Below are 15595 nucleotides of genomic sequence, written 5' to 3' on the forward strand. Positions count from 1 at the left end.
GGAAAAATCAAGAATTTAATGCGATTATTATGATTATTTCTGTTCTCCGGTTGCAAAACGCGGAGAGGAAGTTTATTGTAAGAATATGAAATCGGCAGAACATACAATCGTCAGACTCAATGCCGAGCGCAGTATTCGTTCACAGGTGGCGGAATATTACCGCGGATTGATTCTGCGCGGAGAGCTGTGCCCCGGCGACCGGCTTCCTCCGGCCCGCGCCCTTGCGCGAAAACTCGGCGTTGCCGAGGCGAATGTGCATCATGCGCTCGGGAAACTCGCGGGGGAGGGGCTGATCGTCCGGCGTCCGCGGTCGGGCAGCATTGTGGCGCGCCGCGAACCGGGGTTGCGCAGCGTGGCGGTGTTCATTCCGTGGCGTTCGCTCATGCGCGGCGAGGAGTTCACCCGACTGCTGGTACGATTTCTGGTCGATCGTTTTGAAGAGTGCGGGGCAGAGTGTCATGTGCTTTACGACACGCCCGGCGGAACCGGACGGAACACATTGCGGAGGCTTGCCACCGAACGGCGGATACAGGGAATCGTCTACCGGACGATCGAGTCGGATGAGTTGAAGTTCTGCCATTCTTTGAATGTGCCGTTTACGGGGATCAGTTCCCTTCGTCTCGCGAATCGCGTTTCGCTTTATACGGCGGAACTGATGGAGAAGATGACCGAGGCGCTGCGGGAAGCCGGATGCCGGAGTTTCGGCGTGTTGACTCCGGGACGTTTCTCGTCCGTGATCGTCAGCGCTCTTCATCGGCGCGCGGATGCGGCCGGGATGGAGTTCCGCGAGGAATGGCTTTTCGACGGAAGGCATTCCCCGGAGAGTTTCATCGTCGACCGGGCGTCTTTCGCCTGGAACGGAATCGCCCGGCTGAACGCTCTGCCGGAACGGCCGGAAGGGTTGATGCTTTTCTCGGACGATCTCGTGGACGGGGCGGCGATGGCTTTCTACCGCGGCGGGATACGCGTGCCGCAGGATTACCGGCTCGCGATCCACCATACGCGCGAGAACCCGGTTCTGTTCCCGTTCGAGTGTACGCTTGTGCAGCATTCCATCGCCGAAATCGCCGGAGCGCTTGCGGATCAGCTAGCGGATCTCTGCGAAGGGAAGCCGCCGCGTGCTCCGGCGCTTGGGATCACCCTGACGCCTTATATGCCGCCGCACATTTGAATTGCCTGCGCGCCGCCGGGTCAGCCGATCAATTTCGTTCCGATTTGCAGCCAGGAACCGATCTGATAAACGAGGAAGGTCACGAGGTAGGCGAGGACGAAGAGTCCGCCCGCTTCCGCGAAAGTGAGCTTCCAGGAGTTCAGTTCGCGCCGGATGACCGCCAGCGTCGCAAGGCAGGGAATCGACAGCAGGCAGAAGAGCATGATGCAGAACCCCTGAAGCGGCGTATAGGCCTCGATGAGTCGTTCCCGCAGCGGTGCAGACTCTTCGTCGGCTTCGCCCTCGGCGTAAAGGATTCCAAGCTGGGAAACGAAGACCTCTTTGGCCGCGAGCGCGCCGATGGCGGCCGTCGTGAGTTTCCAGTCGAATCCGATCGGACGGAAGAGCGGTTCGAACGCGTGTCCGATCCGGCCCGAGATGGTGTACTCCATGCGTTCCGCCTGCCGGGCGTTTTCGAGTGCGGCGACCGCCTCGGATTGGGAGTCGGTTTCTTCCTGATTCGCAGAGAGTTCGGCGATGGCGGCATCGTAATCGGTGGAGAAGTCCGTTTTTTCCGGCCAGGTGTTGCAGAAGTAGAGGACGATGCTTGTGAAAAGAATGATCGTTCCGGCCTTCTGAACGTACATTCTGCCCCGATCCCACATGTGCAGCAGCAGGCTTTTCAGGGTCGGCATGCGGTAGGGCGGCAGTTCCATGAGACAGATTTCCCCTTCGCCGCGGCAGAGCGTCGACTTCAGAATGCGGGCGGCGACGAGGGCGGTGACCACGCCGATCACGTAGATGAGCCACATCATGAACGCCTGGTATTTTGCCGCAAAGAAAGCCGGAATCAGCAGCGCGTAGATCGGCAGCCGCGCCCCGCAGCTCATGAGCGGCAGAATCAGGATCGTGGTTTTGCGGTCACGCTCGGATTCGATGCAGCGCGTCGCCATCACCGCCGGAACCGTACAGCCGAATCCGAGTACGAGCGGCACGAACGAACGTCCCTGCAATCCGAATTTCCGCATGACCCCGTCCATCACGAACGCGGCGCGGGCCATATATCCGGAGTCTTCCAGGATCGCGATCGCAAAAAAGAGGAAGAGGATGTTCGGCAGAAAAACCAGTACGCCGCCGACGCCCCCGATCACGCCGTCGGTCAGCAGAGAACGCAGATACGGTGCCGCCGTTTCCGGCCAGATTCCCTTGACCAGGTCTGCCAGAAGCGCAAAGCCGTCCTCGATGTATCCCATCAACGGATCGGCCAGCGTGAAAGTGAACCAGAATGTACAATAGATGATCAGGAAGAAGATCGGCAGTCCGAGATAACGATTGGTCATGACCACATCGATTTTGTCGGAGATTTCCCTCCGCCGTTCGCCGGTTATGGTGATTGCATCCCTGCAGGCTCCGGCAAGCATCGCATAACGGCGGTCGGCCAGAAACGTATCCGTGTCGATTGCGTGGCTCCGCCGCAGGTGACGGATCTGCTCTTCCGCCGGTTCCAGCAGCGGAGCGAAGGCAGCGAGTTTGCGGACGCATGAGTCGTGTTCGAGCAACTTGATCGCGAAAAAGCGCGGCGGAATGTTCCGGCACGCTTCGAGTTTGAGCGATTCGATCCGCTCTGACAAAACGTTGATTGCGTCATCGATGTCCGGACCGTAGGAGAGCATGGGGGAACCGTGCGTTTCGAGTTTTTCGAGCGTCTCGGCGAGTTTCGCAAGCAGTTTCCTGACGCCGTTTCTCCTGTTGCCGACGGTCGGGACGACCGGGGCGCCGAAATACCGTTCGAGTTTTTCAAGATCGAAACGCAACCCCTTTTTCTCCGCGTCGTCGCTCATGTTCAGTGCGATCAGCATCGGGATGTGAAGTTCTGCAAGCTGTGTGGTCAGATAGAAACTCCGTTGCGGGATGGTCGAATCGATCACGTTCAACACGAGGTCGATTCCCGGCGTGGTCAGCTCCTGAAAGACGATCTCCTCCTCCGGGGAACTTGACGAGAGCGAGTAGACGCCCGGCAGGTCGATCAGCCTGATCTCCAGATCATTCAGGACAAAACGCCCGGATTTGCTCTCGACCGTCACGCCGGGATAATTGCCGACGTGCTGGCGTGCTCCGGTCAGGGCGTTGAAAATGCAGGTTTTTCCGCAATTCGGGTTTCCGGCGAGGGCGATGGTGAATGTTTTTTTCATTTTCAAGTCACTTGTTTTCAAGGATGATGTTCACAGCGTCGTTGCGATGAAGCGCCATGCTCGTACCGAGGAGTTTCACGCGCAGCAATCCGCCGAACGGTGCGTGTGCTTCCATCAGCAGCTCGGTTCCCGCCACCAGGCCGACATCCGCGAACTTTCTGCCGCCGCGACTGTTCGGAACGACTTTGATGATGGTTGCCGCAGCACCGACCGGCAACTCGGCGAGCGTCAATTTTTCTCCGACACCGGACGGCCGGTGAGAGACCGGGACGACGCCGCATTCGCGGGAACAGGGAAGACGTTTTTTACTCATTTTTCAAGCCTTTCTCTTTCCGTCTCCGGGAAATGCGGGACGGATATCTGTTAATTAGATTAAACTAATATCAAGCCTTAAAAAAAACGGGCGGCGAACCTGCTGTGAATGGAAGTTTTCAATCCATCTGAAATTAATATAACACCCATTGTCAAAAAGTCAATTAGCCAAAGCTAATAGAATGATTTTTTTATCCGACGACCGAAACGGGAACGATCCGGTTTGACAGGGGGCAACCCTTGAAGTATGTTAAGAGAACAACGGCGGACGAACCGAATCGGGAGAGGGGTGGAAGATGAGCGCGATCGATTATCTTGTAGTGGCGCTCTATCTTGTGATTCTGCTCGGGATCGGCTGGCGGTACCGAACTCGTTCGGAGAACGCGCGGGAGTATTTTCTCGCAGGACGGGGGATGGGGTATTTCCCGATCGGGCTTTCGGTCATGGTGACGAGCTTCAGCGCGATCAATTTTCTGGCGCTGCCGGGGGAAGTGGCCGGATACGGGCTTTACGTGCTGGCTTCGTTTCCGGTATTTTTCCTGTCGGCCTGGGTGGTGGCGAAATTCTGGATGCCGTTTCTCCTCAACCGGGAAACGGTCAGTCTGTACGAAATTCTTGAACGGCGTTTCGATTACCGGGTGAGGGCGCTTGCAAGCGGCCTCTTTCTGCTCTGGCGTTTCTTCTGGATGGCGACGGCGCTTTATGCCACGGCCCGGATCATGGGAGTCCTGACCGGGATTCCGCTTCCGGCGGCGATTCTGACGGGGGGATCATTGCGACGCTCTACACGGCGGCCGGCGGCATGCGCGCGGTCATGTGGACGGATGTGCTGCAATTTTTCGTGCTGTTCGGTGGAATCCTGCTTGGAGTCGTATTTGCGTTGAGCGGCGAAGGGGATGCGCTCGAAATTGCATTTGACGGAGGGAAATTGCGGCCGTTTGCCCCGTTCGACGCCTCCTGGTTTTCGCTGGATCCGACTCTGCGTATGACTTTCTGGAGCGCGCTTTTCGGAGTGTCCGCGGCGTTTCTCGCACGGTACGGCGCGGATCAGATGGTCGTGCAGCGCTATTTCACGGCAAAAAATCTGTCCGCCGCCCGCAAAGGATTGTGGCTGAATGCGTTCGTTTCGGTTCTTTCTCTCTCGTTGCTCGTGCTGTTCGGACTTGCGGTCTATGTTCACTCGGTTCGAACCGGAGCGATTTCCAGCCATGTTTCCGCAATCGGGCTGATCGCGAGGATGATCCGTGATTTTCCCGCTGGTGTGACCGGTGTGATCGCCGCCGCACTGCTGGCGGCGACGATGTCGAGCATCGATTCCGGAATCAACAGTTGCAGTGCGGCCTATCTGACGGACTTCCATTCGCGTTTTTTCCGGCGCCCTCTGCCGGGAATGGTGTTGAGCGGCTGCATCGGCGCAGCGGTCACGCTTCTGGCTCTGCTGGCAATTCCGCTTCTGGCTGAGGCGAATACGCTTTTCATGATCGTCAACAAGTTCATCAACGGTCTCGGCAGTCCGCTGCTGACACTTGTCCTGCTCGCGCTGATTCCGGGACGATTCAACGCAAAAGGCGTTTTTTACGGCGGAATCGCCGGGCTTGCGGCCAGTCTCGCCATCTCATTCGGCGTGAAATCGCTCGCGTTGCAATACTATGCGGTTGTGAATCTCGCCGTCACAATGCTTTGCTGTTTGCTTCTGAGCGTTTTTTTCGACTGGAAAGGTCGTCCGGGCAACTTCCGCTCTTGACAGAACCCGGTTTCGGATATATCGTAAACGGAATGGAAACAGCGAGGAGTCGGGTACATGCGCAAATGTATGGATGCGGAGAATCTTCACCGCAGAATGAAGAAAATCATCGGTCAGCTGGGCGCCATTGAGAACATGATCGATCAGGACGTCCCCTGCGAGGAAGTCCTGATCCAGATCAATGCCGCCAAAAGCGCTCTGCACAAGCTCGGCCAGATCGTTCTCGAAGGCCACCTGCGCCATTGCGTCAAAGACGGCATCGAACACGGCGACGCGGAGAAAACCATCGCCTCCTTCGCCAAGGCGATCGAACACTTCTCCCGGCTTTCCTGACCTCGTGCTTTTTCTGTTGTTTTTTCTTTTTATCGCTTGAATACCTATGGGGGTATGGGTATATTATCTTCAGCGGCGTGAAAATGAATCAATTCCGGGAGTACAAGATAATGAGAATTCGGGAGTTCTGGAAAAGCCTGCCGGAAGGAGCCGGCCGGGAAATTCTGTTTCTGGCGGTCGCGGGGGCAGCGTTGGCAGTGAGCTTTTTCGGGCTCGTCGATCTGCCGTTCGATGCGGCGTGGGTGGCGATTGTTCTGTGCGGGATCCCGATTTTGAAGGATGCCGCGGTGGGAGTTTTCACAAGGTTCGACATCAAAGCGGATGTGCTTGTTTCGATGGCACTTATCGCTTCTGTGCTGACCGATGAGATTTTCGCGGCGGGCGAGGTTGCGTTCATCATGCAGATCGGCTCCTTTCTGGAGGAGTTTACCGTGGCGAAGGCGCGGGCAGGAATCGAAAAACTTGTGCGATTGACGCCGCGGACCGCCCGGCGCATTCTGGAAAATCAGAACGAAGAGACGATTCCGGCTGAAGCCGTGAAGGTCGGAGACCTCCTGCGGGTGCTGCCGGGAGAGACGATCCCGGTCGACGGTGTCATTGTGCACGGCAACACGTCGGTCGATCAGTCGGTCATGACCGGCGAGTCGATCCCGGTCGACAAGGGGGAGGGGGATGAAGTGTTCAGTGGAACACTCAACTGTTTCGGCGCGTTTGAGATGCGATCTTCAAAGCGCGACTCGGACAGCTCCATTCAGCGGATGATCCGCCTCGTTCAGTCGGCGGATGCGGGAAAGGCGCGCATCGTCGGAATCGCGGACCGCTGGGCGACGTGGATCGTCGTCGCAGCGGTGCTCTCCGCGGCTCTGGCGTGGATCGTCACCGGGGAACTGGTTCGTGCGGTTACCATTCTCGTGGTCTTCTGTCCCTGTGCGCTCGTGCTGGCGACGCCGACTGCGATCATGGCGGCGATCGGCAATGCGACGCGACATGGCGTTCTGATCCGGGAAGGGGATGCGCTGGAACGACTTGCAACCGTCCGGGACATCGTTTTCGACAAGACCGGAACCCTCACGCACGGTCGGCCGGAAGTCACGGCGCTGCACAATTTCCATGCGGTACTCCCGGATCGGGAACTTGCACTCATCGCTGCCGCCGTGGAGGCGCGTTCGGAACATCCGCTCGGGAAAGCCGTCGTCCGCGGATTTCCGGGCGGGGAGCGGACAACATTTCCGGAAGTGGAGGCGTTCGAAATGGTGCCGGGACGCGGCGTTTCCGCCCGGGTCGCAGGTCGCCCGTTCCTCGCCGGAAGTTTGGAACTGCTTCGAAGCCGGGGCGTTGAGCTCCCGGAAGAGGGAGCGTCGAAAGCGGAGGAGCAGTTGGCCGAAGGCGCGACATTGATCCTTCTGGCGCTGGACGGTCGTTTTTGCGGAATCATTGCACTGGCCGACCTTGTCCGCGAAAACGCCGCCGCGACCGTTGCGGAATTGAACGCCATCGGAGTTCGTACCGTTCTCCTGACCGGGGATAACCCCTCCGCCGCGCGCCACATTGCGGAACTGCTCGGGATTCGCGACTTCCGAGCCGGCTGTCTTCCGGAAAACAAACTTGCCTGGATCGACGAAACCATGCGGAAAGGGGAACCGGTCTGCATGGTCGGCGACGGGGTCAATGACGCTCCTGCATTGAAATGCGCCCGGGTCGGAATCGCAATGGGCGGCATCGGCAGTGATATCGCGATCGAAGCCGCCGACATCGCGCTTGTGAAGGATGACATCGGTCAGCTGCCGTTCCTGTTCCGGCTCGCGCGCCGCATGATGACGACGATCCGGATCAATTTGACCTTTTCGATGATTCTGAATTTCGCGGCGGTGGTTCTCGCCTGGCTCGGACTTCTGAATCCGGTCATCGGGGCGCTCGTTCACAACGCCGGATCCGTGCTGGTCATCGTGAATTCGGCGTTGCTGCTGAACTGGCGGGGGAGGCGGAACTCTACGCCTTGATCCGTCCAGCGAGACGTGCAGCGAAGGTGCGCAGCCGCGGCGTGAGCAGAAACCGTTCCAGAAACGTCGGATTCACGCTGATCGCCTTGACCGGGCAGAACTCGTGACAGCAGTAGCATTTGATGCAGCGGGCCGGATCCGCGACCGCACTCCGGTCGGGATCGATCGCGGCGGGACGCATCGGACAGCCGTCCCGGCAGCGCATGCACTTGACGCACCTGCTCCGGTCGATGTGCGGAACCGCCTTCCAGCGACGCTGAACGAAGTCGAGAACCTTCTGCGGCAGCGGAAGCAGGCGCAGCGGATTGCCGAGCTGCCGGATCGGCTGGAAATCGCGGCAGAGCAACTCCTCCGGAGTCGCGCCGACCAGCTCGATCCCGTTCCAGTCGGTCGTACCGAAGGGACGCCGCTTCGCGGCCGCGAGCAGCGGAATCTCCTCCGGATCAAGATTCATTGCCCGGAACGTCACCATGTCAAGCGCAACGCTCTCAGGCGAGGCTGCGAGAAATCCGAGCTGCCGCGGCGTGCCGCCCGAAGGACCTTCCCCCTCCATCGCCGTAATCGCATCCATGATGTTCAGCACCGGAGGCAGCACGACAGCCAGATCCAGTTGAAGTTCCGCCAGCCACTCCCTGGTTTTGAGCCGGTAGTGGTATTCGCTCTTGCTGGTTCCCGGCAGATAACCGTAGAGGTTCTTCACCGCGCCGGTCGCGACCATCTGGACATGGGTCTTGGCTTTCGGCAGATTGATGATTTTATTCATCTGCGCGAGCGGTGCGCCGAGCCGGATCTTTCGGGCGACGCGGGCGTTCGGAAACGCATATTCCGCGGGAGTGTCGAGATCGGCCCACTCCAGGCGGAGTTTGCGCATGACCTCTCCGATACCGGTCGCCTTGAGCACCGATTCGTGCGAACCGCAGCCGGAACTGTCGCCGACGAAACACCGTCCGCCCGCATCGATCACGAGACGGGCAACTGCTTCGATCACCGCAGGATGCGTCGTCACCGCGCTTTCCGGTCGAAACGGCCCGAGCAGATTCGGCTTGAGCAGAACCTTCTCACCCGGCTGCACGAACGCCTTCATGCCGCCGAGCGGCGCGAGCAGTTCACGCAGTTCCGATGTCAGATCGACATCGTACGAGGAGATCCGCCGGACAGAAACAAGAACCCCCATTTCCGGTTACTTCGCGCTGTCGATCGCCTTCGCGGCGGAAATGAGTTTGTTCCAGGCCGGAGCGTCGGATTTGGCGGATTTTTCCTGGAGCGCCTTGACCACCTCTTCACAGTTTTTCGCGTTCACGCTCACGGTGTCAACTTTGCCCGAGAGGAAGAGCACAACGATTTTTCCGTCATCACGGATCGAAGGCTTTTCGAATGCGAGCGGCGTGGAGGCGGCATCGACTGCGCCGGCTCCGTTCAACGCTGCGCCGAAATAAGCATATCCGGCATTTCCCGCGGTGATTTTATCCGGAACCCGCTGCTGGGTTGCGAGTCCGTGGTAGGGATTCGCCAGCGTCCGGGCCGGAAGGTTCAACTCCTCAAGCGTCGGATACTTTCTGCTGCCTTCGAAATGGCTGACCACGACCTGATAGAGGTTCGTCAGGTTGTTCACGCTGACCGTCTGTTCGGATTTGATCCGGGTGTTTCGGAGAATCGAGAGGGCATCGGCGTTGACCTGAAACGCCGTCAGGCAGCAACCGGCGGCAATGGCGAAAAGAAACTTTTTCATGACAAATCTCCCTTTCTTTGCAAGGCGCATTCTGCGTCTTTTACACAATAACACAAAAAAAGATTTTCGCAACCCCGGATTTGCATTTTCCGCAAAGCGTGTTACATTGTTTCCATTCAAGTTTACTTTATGGAAATTTTTTCGGGAGGCGTGACGAAGCCGGCATGTGGGAAACTGGACGGGGACTGCTGTTTGACGCGGCGGACCATGAATTGCTCAAAGCCGTCGACGAGGCGCTGTCGGGAACTCCGACGAAAGGCGGCGCTCCGCCGGATTTTGCCGTGGATCTGCATCCGCGCGGGATACGCGAACTTGCCGAACCGCGCGCAGTACGCATGACCCGCACGATGCTCCGGCTGCTCGATACGTTTGAAGCGGGCATTCCGGCGATGGAGCAGCGGCTCGCCGCACTCCAGGCGCTGCGCGACGAGGTGATCGAAGGACTCGATGTGCTGCTGCGGTACAATACGGCGCGGGCGCTGCTTCAGGTGATCAAGGATCTGGTGCGCGAAAGGAACGATCCGCTCAGACGGCTGCGTCTTGCGCATGACATGCGCACGGCGATGCTGGGCAATCCGCTTTTCATCCGCCGGCTGCTGCGGCGCTACCATCTGGTCGAGATGCCGGAGACCTGGAGTCCCGTCACCTTCGATCAGCATGTGCATGACGCGAATACGAAAGGGCGGAAATCGCCGACCCATCTCATCATGGATGCCTGGATCAAGGGAATTGTGAAACTTCAGGTCATCTATTACAATTACGTTCCGAGGGAAGCGGCCGAGGAGCTGCTGCGGGCCGCGCGGATCATGAAGATCGACGTGCGCATCGGCGTGGAATTCCGGTCTCTGTTTCGGGGCCGTTTCATCGAAATGATCTGGGCTCCGCGCGGTTTTTCCGGGGTGAACGACTTTCTGAAGTTTCTCGACCGGCCCAGAACGGAGGAGTTCACCCGCAAGTGCCGGAAAGCAGCGAACTTCCGCCGCAAACTCGTGCTTGAGATTCTCGATCGCTTCAACCGCGGCGGCGGACGGGAAAAGCTCAACGCTTTTTACGGGCTCGATCTTCCGCCGATTACGAAAGAGGAGTTTCTCGCTTCCGTGCAGTATGGACAGCCTTCGGTTGAACACATCGGGGAACTTCTGGTGGCCAGGGTGCGCAGAGAGTTGCAAAACCGGCTTTCTGAACTCGAGGACAGGAAAACGGACGGGGCGCGGGACGAAACGGCATCCCGGGTCGAAGAGCTTCGCGCCCGTATCGGTGCTCTTTCGGGAGAGCTTCTGCGGGCGCGTTACCTCGATCTCACCGCGTGGGAACAGCCGCCCGCCGATCTCGACGATCTGCCGGAGATCAACCGGTACACGCCGTTTGAACTTATTACGGAACTGCACAAAGTCGCGTCCGGCTTCCGGATGACATTGAATCTCTCCGGATTGCGTCTCGAGGATGTGATGGAAATTCTCTACGACTGCCGCGGGGAAATCACGGCGCTGGAGATTTTCAACCTGAAGGACGACGTCGCGGGCGGTCGCCCCGACGACGATCTCATCAATCAACTGCGCCACGCGCTGAATACCGGCAGCGTATTCAAACTCAAGAGTCTGATCCGCCAGGCGATTCGACGGGTCACGGATTCGGATCGGAGCGACCGCGTCGGGCGCGTGGAAAAGCTCCGGGAAATTCTTCGCGACATGTCCGGTTTTCTCGAATACTATCTGCGCTCTCCCCTGGAGGCGTCTCTCGGCAGCGATTCGGCAAGCCGCCCCTCCCGTCTCGTTCACGGCATGGGGTTTGCGGTTGTGGACACGCTCCCGAACCGGGTCAGACGCCTCGCAAGGCACGGGTTGCTCCCGGAGCTCAAACTTCTGCGGGTCACTTCGTCGGTCTATCGGGAGCTGAGTTTTCTGCCGCGGGAGCGGACCGGTTTCTGGAGTCGGGTGGAACGCTTTTTCGGTTTCGGGTACGAGGTTAAAGTGCACTGGAACTGTCCGGATCCGGCACAGCAGATCGACCGCGGGCCGGGGAATCTTGCGGCGCTGGGCGGCCTCGCCGCACCGTCACCCGAACGGATGCTCTCCTGTCCGGTTGCGACGCCCGGCGAATTCTGGCACTATCTGAACAGCAATGTGAAGATCGCCGTGAAGATCCTCGTCGGATTTCAGGCCGCGTTTCTGACCTTTTATTACGGCTCGTATGACTGGTGGTTTCTGACTTACTTCGGCGCAGTCATCTGGCTTGGAATCACGGGTGTGCGGAACATCATCCAGTCGGTGTGCGCCGGGGGAGGGCTGCGCAGTTCTCCGCTGCTCAAATGGAATGATTTCATCTCGTGGCAGCGGGTTGCGGACTCGCTCTTCTACACGGGGCTCTCGGTTCCGGTGCTGGATTGGCTGGTCAAGACGGTGATTCTGAATGAGTGGCTCGGCTGGACGGCGGAGCATGAACCGGTGCAGGTGTTCACCGGAATCGCGCTGGCGAACGGGTTCTACATCATGGGGCACAATCTGCTGCGGGCGTTCCCGAAGTCGGCTGTCTGGGGAAACTGGCTGCGGGCGCCGCTGTCGATTCCGCTGGCACTGGTGTTCAACTTCATGCTTGGAGGTCTGCTTTCGCTCTTCGGGGTGCGGGGAATTGAACTGATTCTGCAGCAGTGGGCGGCAATTCTCTCGAAACTCGCATCGGATGTGATCGGCGGCGTGATCGAGGCACGGGCCGACCGTTCCCGCAACATCACGGCCCGGCTGGCGGATCTGAGGACGAAACTGCGGGAATTGTTCGCCCTGGTTTCCCGGCTTGAACTTCTTCTGCCGGAAGCGGATCTGCCGGAACTGATGAAGTCGCGCGACGCATTCCCGGGAATCTCGGAACTCAAAAGGAACAATTTGATGAAGCTCTTTTATGTGAACGCTCTGGACATCATGTACATCTGGATGCGGCAGCCGCAGGCGGTCACGGCGATGCGGCAGATCATGTCCCGCCTGAGTCCGGAAGAGCGGCTGCAGTTCGTGAAGTCGCAGGACATTCTGAAGCGGGAAAAGAGCATCTCCAAAATGTTTCTCGGCGGGCTGGTCGGCAAGCATTTCACCCGGCCGCTGGCATTTTACCTGGCCTACTACCGCGAATACCTGAAGGAACTGCGTGAATTCGATCCGGTGAAACGCAAGCCGTGATCCTGTTTCGTGATTCAGAGGGAAATGGTGAAGAATGGAAACACCGAAGAACTCCTGCGTCCATCATCCGGACAAGGACTTCGAGAGCGGATTTTGTCGTTGTCGGCTGAGGTCCGGCCGGGGGGGACGTGTGGCGAATGCTGCGGAACGAGGCGGCGTCTGAACCGTTCTCATGCAGGACCCGACCTGTGCCGGAAGGAGTTTCCGCCTCGCCGCGTAAGATTTTTCCGGCAGAACAGCATCTGTTCCGGAAAGACGGAGTGCAACAATTCCGCGAATTGAAATGAAGTGCAGGACAGAACACCGCTGTGTGTTTCCGCGAACGGGAAACGTTGCATGCCGTCTTTCTTGCTTTTTCCGGGTTGCATGCTATAGTATTTTCCCGGGAATCAGGAGAGTACAATATGGCATTCACGACGCGTGGCTCGCTGCTTTCCGCCGTCGGGCGCGGCGATGAGGTCGCATGGGATGAGTTTTACCGGATGTACAAGCCGCTCATCCTTCTGCGAGGCGGCGATCTGCGGCTGAACCAGACCGAGAAGGAGGAGCTGGTGCAACTTGTCATGCTCTCGTTCTTCCATACGGCGAAAACATTCCGGTACGATCGGTCCAGAGGGCGTTTCCGCGACTACCTGAAGCGGGTCATTCAGAACAAGGCCTGCGACCTCATGCGGAAACGACAGGACAATACTGTCTCCGTGGGGTTGCCGGATGAGGTGCTGGGAGGAATCCCGGCCGAAGCGGAAGACCGATGGGAGGATGAGTGGAGAAAACTCGTTCTGAATCAGGCCTTTGAAGAGTTGAAACTTCGCTGCAGCCCGACAACGCTGCAATCCTACGATCTGTTTGTCCGGCAGCAGCTTCCGGCAAAGGAGGTTGCGAAACTGCTTTCCATCCGGCCAAACGCCGTCTATCAGCACAAGGCCCGCGTGGAAGAGATGCTGCGCCAAATCGTCAGGGAACTTGATGAGCAGCAATTGTGAATTTCCCGCGCAAATCCATTCCTACCGGCCGATCTGCCGGAGCGGAACAGGCGCTTTCGGGGCCGTCTGGCTGGTCAAAGACGCGGTCGGGAAACGATATGCGCTGAAAGTCGTATATAAGCTCTCCCTCGGAAGTGATTGGAAACGGGAATTTCACGGTCTCGAACACTACCAGAATCAGGTGACGGCACACCCGAATCTGATCCGCATCTTTCACATTGAGGACGCCCCCGACTTCTTCTTCTACACGATGGAGTGCGCCGACAATCTTTGCGCGGAGTTCGATACGGAGCTGTATCAGCCCGCAACACTGGCGAACCGGCTCCGCCGGGAACCCCCGTTGTCCGCCACGGAGGTGCGGGAGATGTTCGATCAACTCCTCGATGGACTCGAACATCTTCATGAGGCCGGTCTTGTTCACCGGGATGTCAAGCCGGACAACATCGTGTTCGTCAACGGCGTGCCGAAACTCGGGGACATCGGGCTGGTCAGCACGACATCGCAAACGCTCAGTCTCGCGGGGACCCGGGATTTCATCCCGCCCGAGTACCTGACCGGACAGAAAAAACTCCCGAATCAGGAGATCGATATCTACGCTCTGGGAAAGACGCTGTTCTGTGCATTTTCCGGACAGGAGCCGGATCGGTATCCACTGCTTCCCCGTTCGATTCTGAAGGAGCCCGGCAAGAAGCAGTTGAATGATCTGGCGAAGCGCGCCTGTGCCGTCGAACCGTTGATGCGGTTGAAAACCATCCGGGAATTCCGGCTGTTTCTGCATGGGAGAGCCGGATGGGGGTACGAATTCATCCGGCTGTTTCGAGGATTGTATCTGCTGCTGCGGTTTCCGGTGGTTCTGGTCTGCCTTGCGATTCGTTTTCTCATTTCGCGCAAATGGATTTTGATTCTCCTCGGATTGCTGATTCTCGGATGGCTGGGCATGGTGTTGAAAGCCCTTGTCCGGCTGGAGAAGGTGTATCATCCCTATGAGTACGGAATTCACGCCGATACGTTGAAACTGGCGTTTTCCACGTGGCATCTGCCGTTCAGCGGCCATGATCTGTACGATTTTTACAAGAAGGATGATTTCAGTCTGAAACATTACGGAGAGAGGCGTCTGGTCACAAGGGAGGAGTATCTGCGTGCCAAGAACTTCGGCATTCCATCCCAATCGCTGGATATGGGACTCGAAATCGAAATCGGCGATCCGGAGGAGGCGGGGGGCAAAGTGGTGTCACGGAAGATCGTCTATCCGACCCCGGACGTGACGCAGGACACTCCGCTCGACGGGGAGTATCTTCATGAACTCTGCTTTCGAGGCGTTCGTTCTCCGGAATGGAGTGTTCCGTCCGGCACGGAGTGGCAGGGGGGCGTCATGACGCTTCCCGCTGTGCGCAGGGGAGTTCTGAAATTTCAGGAAGAACTGCCGTTGCGCTCGGAAATTCGACTGTCATTTGACCCGTCCGATTTTTGCGGGACGCTGGAATTTTATCTTACCGCGGCGGAATACGTCCCCGTTGCCGGACGACCGGTTCCGGAAACGCAGATCCGGCGGCAGCTCCGTTTCCGGATGCGCTCGACGGGGGGCCTGCTGGTGTTTGAGCCGGCACTTTACCGGGAACAGGATCGTACGGAGGATGAGCTTGCCGAGATCGGCGACCCGAAAACCGGGGCGGTTGAACGGGAGGAGCGTTTTTGCGAGTTGCGCATACTGTTTGCGGATCACTGCCGGAGAGTTTACCTGAACGGAACTCTGGTCTGGGCGACATTCCCGGCGTTTTTCGGCGGATTTTTCGAGATGCGCTACCGGAGTGAAGCGGGGAGTCTCCGGATCAATGATTTTGCCGTCTACGACACGGGGATTGTTCAGCCTGGAGAAAAACGCGAATCCCGTCTCTCCCTGCCGGCCCGTCGCGAACTGCGGGGCTCCGGCGGTCGTGAAGAAGAATGATTTCCTCCCGATCGGATTCCATGGGGGGACAGTGCAT

Annotated in this window: 10 protein-coding genes and 1 pseudogene; 7 read left to right on the top strand and 4 right to left on the bottom strand. The window is 58.4% G+C overall.

Going from position 1 to position 15595, the window contains the following annotated elements:
- Positions 1–85: 85 nt before the first annotated feature.
- Positions 86–1171, top strand: a complete 1086-nt coding sequence (locus Q0K10_RS06415) for a GntR family transcriptional regulator (RefSeq protein ID WP_294504745.1) — start codon at positions 86–88, stop codon at positions 1169–1171.
- 20 nt (positions 1172–1191) lie between these two features.
- On the opposite strand, the gene feoB is transcribed toward Q0K10_RS06415, so the two are convergent.
- Both feoB and Q0K10_RS06425 read right to left on the bottom strand, forming a co-directional pair.
- Positions 1192–3342, bottom strand: coding sequence for a ferrous iron transport protein B (feoB, locus tag Q0K10_RS06420; protein WP_294504746.1), 2151 nt, complete (start codon positions 3340–3342; stop codon positions 1192–1194).
- 7 nt (positions 3343–3349) lie between these two features.
- A complete protein-coding gene (locus Q0K10_RS06425; protein ID WP_294504748.1) occupies positions 3350–3655 on the bottom strand; it encodes a FeoA family protein in 306 nt (101 codons plus the stop codon).
- 442 nt (positions 3656–4097) lie between these two features.
- On the opposite strand from Q0K10_RS06425, the pseudogene Q0K10_RS06430 reads away from it, so the two are divergent.
- The 3 genes and pseudogenes from Q0K10_RS06430 (at position 4098) to Q0K10_RS06440 (ending at position 7731) form a co-directional block, all read left to right on the top strand.
- Positions 4098–5398, top strand: a pseudogene (locus Q0K10_RS06430) (sodium/solute symporter).
- A gap of 57 nt (positions 5399–5455) precedes the next feature.
- Positions 5456–5731, top strand: a complete 276-nt coding sequence (locus Q0K10_RS06435) for a metal-sensing transcriptional repressor (RefSeq protein ID WP_294504750.1) — start codon at positions 5456–5458, stop codon at positions 5729–5731.
- A 110-nt stretch (positions 5732–5841) separates the two neighbouring features.
- Positions 5842–7731 (top strand): cation-translocating P-type ATPase, encoded by a 1890-nt coding sequence (locus Q0K10_RS06440; protein ID WP_294504753.1) that lies wholly within the window; start codon positions 5842–5844, stop codon positions 7729–7731.
- Here Q0K10_RS06440 and Q0K10_RS06445 read toward each other — a convergent pair.
- Entirely contained in the window at positions 7721–8905 is a 1185-nt protein-coding gene (locus tag Q0K10_RS06445) for a DUF362 domain-containing protein (protein ID WP_294504755.1), read from the bottom strand. The genes Q0K10_RS06440 and Q0K10_RS06445 overlap by 11 nt on opposite strands.
- Positions 8906–8911: 6 nt before the next feature.
- Complete coding sequence (locus Q0K10_RS06450) at positions 8912–9460, bottom strand: hypothetical protein (protein ID WP_294504757.1); 549 nt, start codon at positions 9458–9460, stop codon at positions 8912–8914.
- A gap of 164 nt (positions 9461–9624) precedes the next feature.
- Between Q0K10_RS06450 and Q0K10_RS06455 the strand changes: the two genes are divergently transcribed.
- The 3 genes from Q0K10_RS06455 (at position 9625) to Q0K10_RS06465 (ending at position 15558) form a co-directional block, all read left to right on the top strand.
- Positions 9625–12627: a hypothetical protein gene (locus Q0K10_RS06455; RefSeq protein ID WP_294504759.1), complete on the top strand. Its 3003-nt coding sequence runs from the start codon at positions 9625–9627 to the stop codon at positions 12625–12627.
- Positions 12628–13031: 404 nt separating this feature from the next.
- A complete protein-coding gene (locus Q0K10_RS06460) occupies positions 13032–13610 on the top strand; it encodes a sigma-70 family RNA polymerase sigma factor (RefSeq protein WP_294504761.1) in 579 nt (192 codons plus the stop codon).
- Positions 13594–15558, top strand: a complete 1965-nt coding sequence (locus tag Q0K10_RS06465) for a protein kinase (RefSeq protein WP_294504763.1) — start codon at positions 13594–13596, stop codon at positions 15556–15558. Before Q0K10_RS06460 ends, Q0K10_RS06465 begins: the two co-directional genes overlap by 17 nt.
- Positions 15559–15595: the final 37 nt, after the last annotated feature.

Origin of the sequence: uncultured Victivallis sp. (genome assembly GCF_944391105.1) — a bacterium.
GTDB lineage: Bacteria > Verrucomicrobiota > Lentisphaeria > Victivallales > Victivallaceae > Victivallis.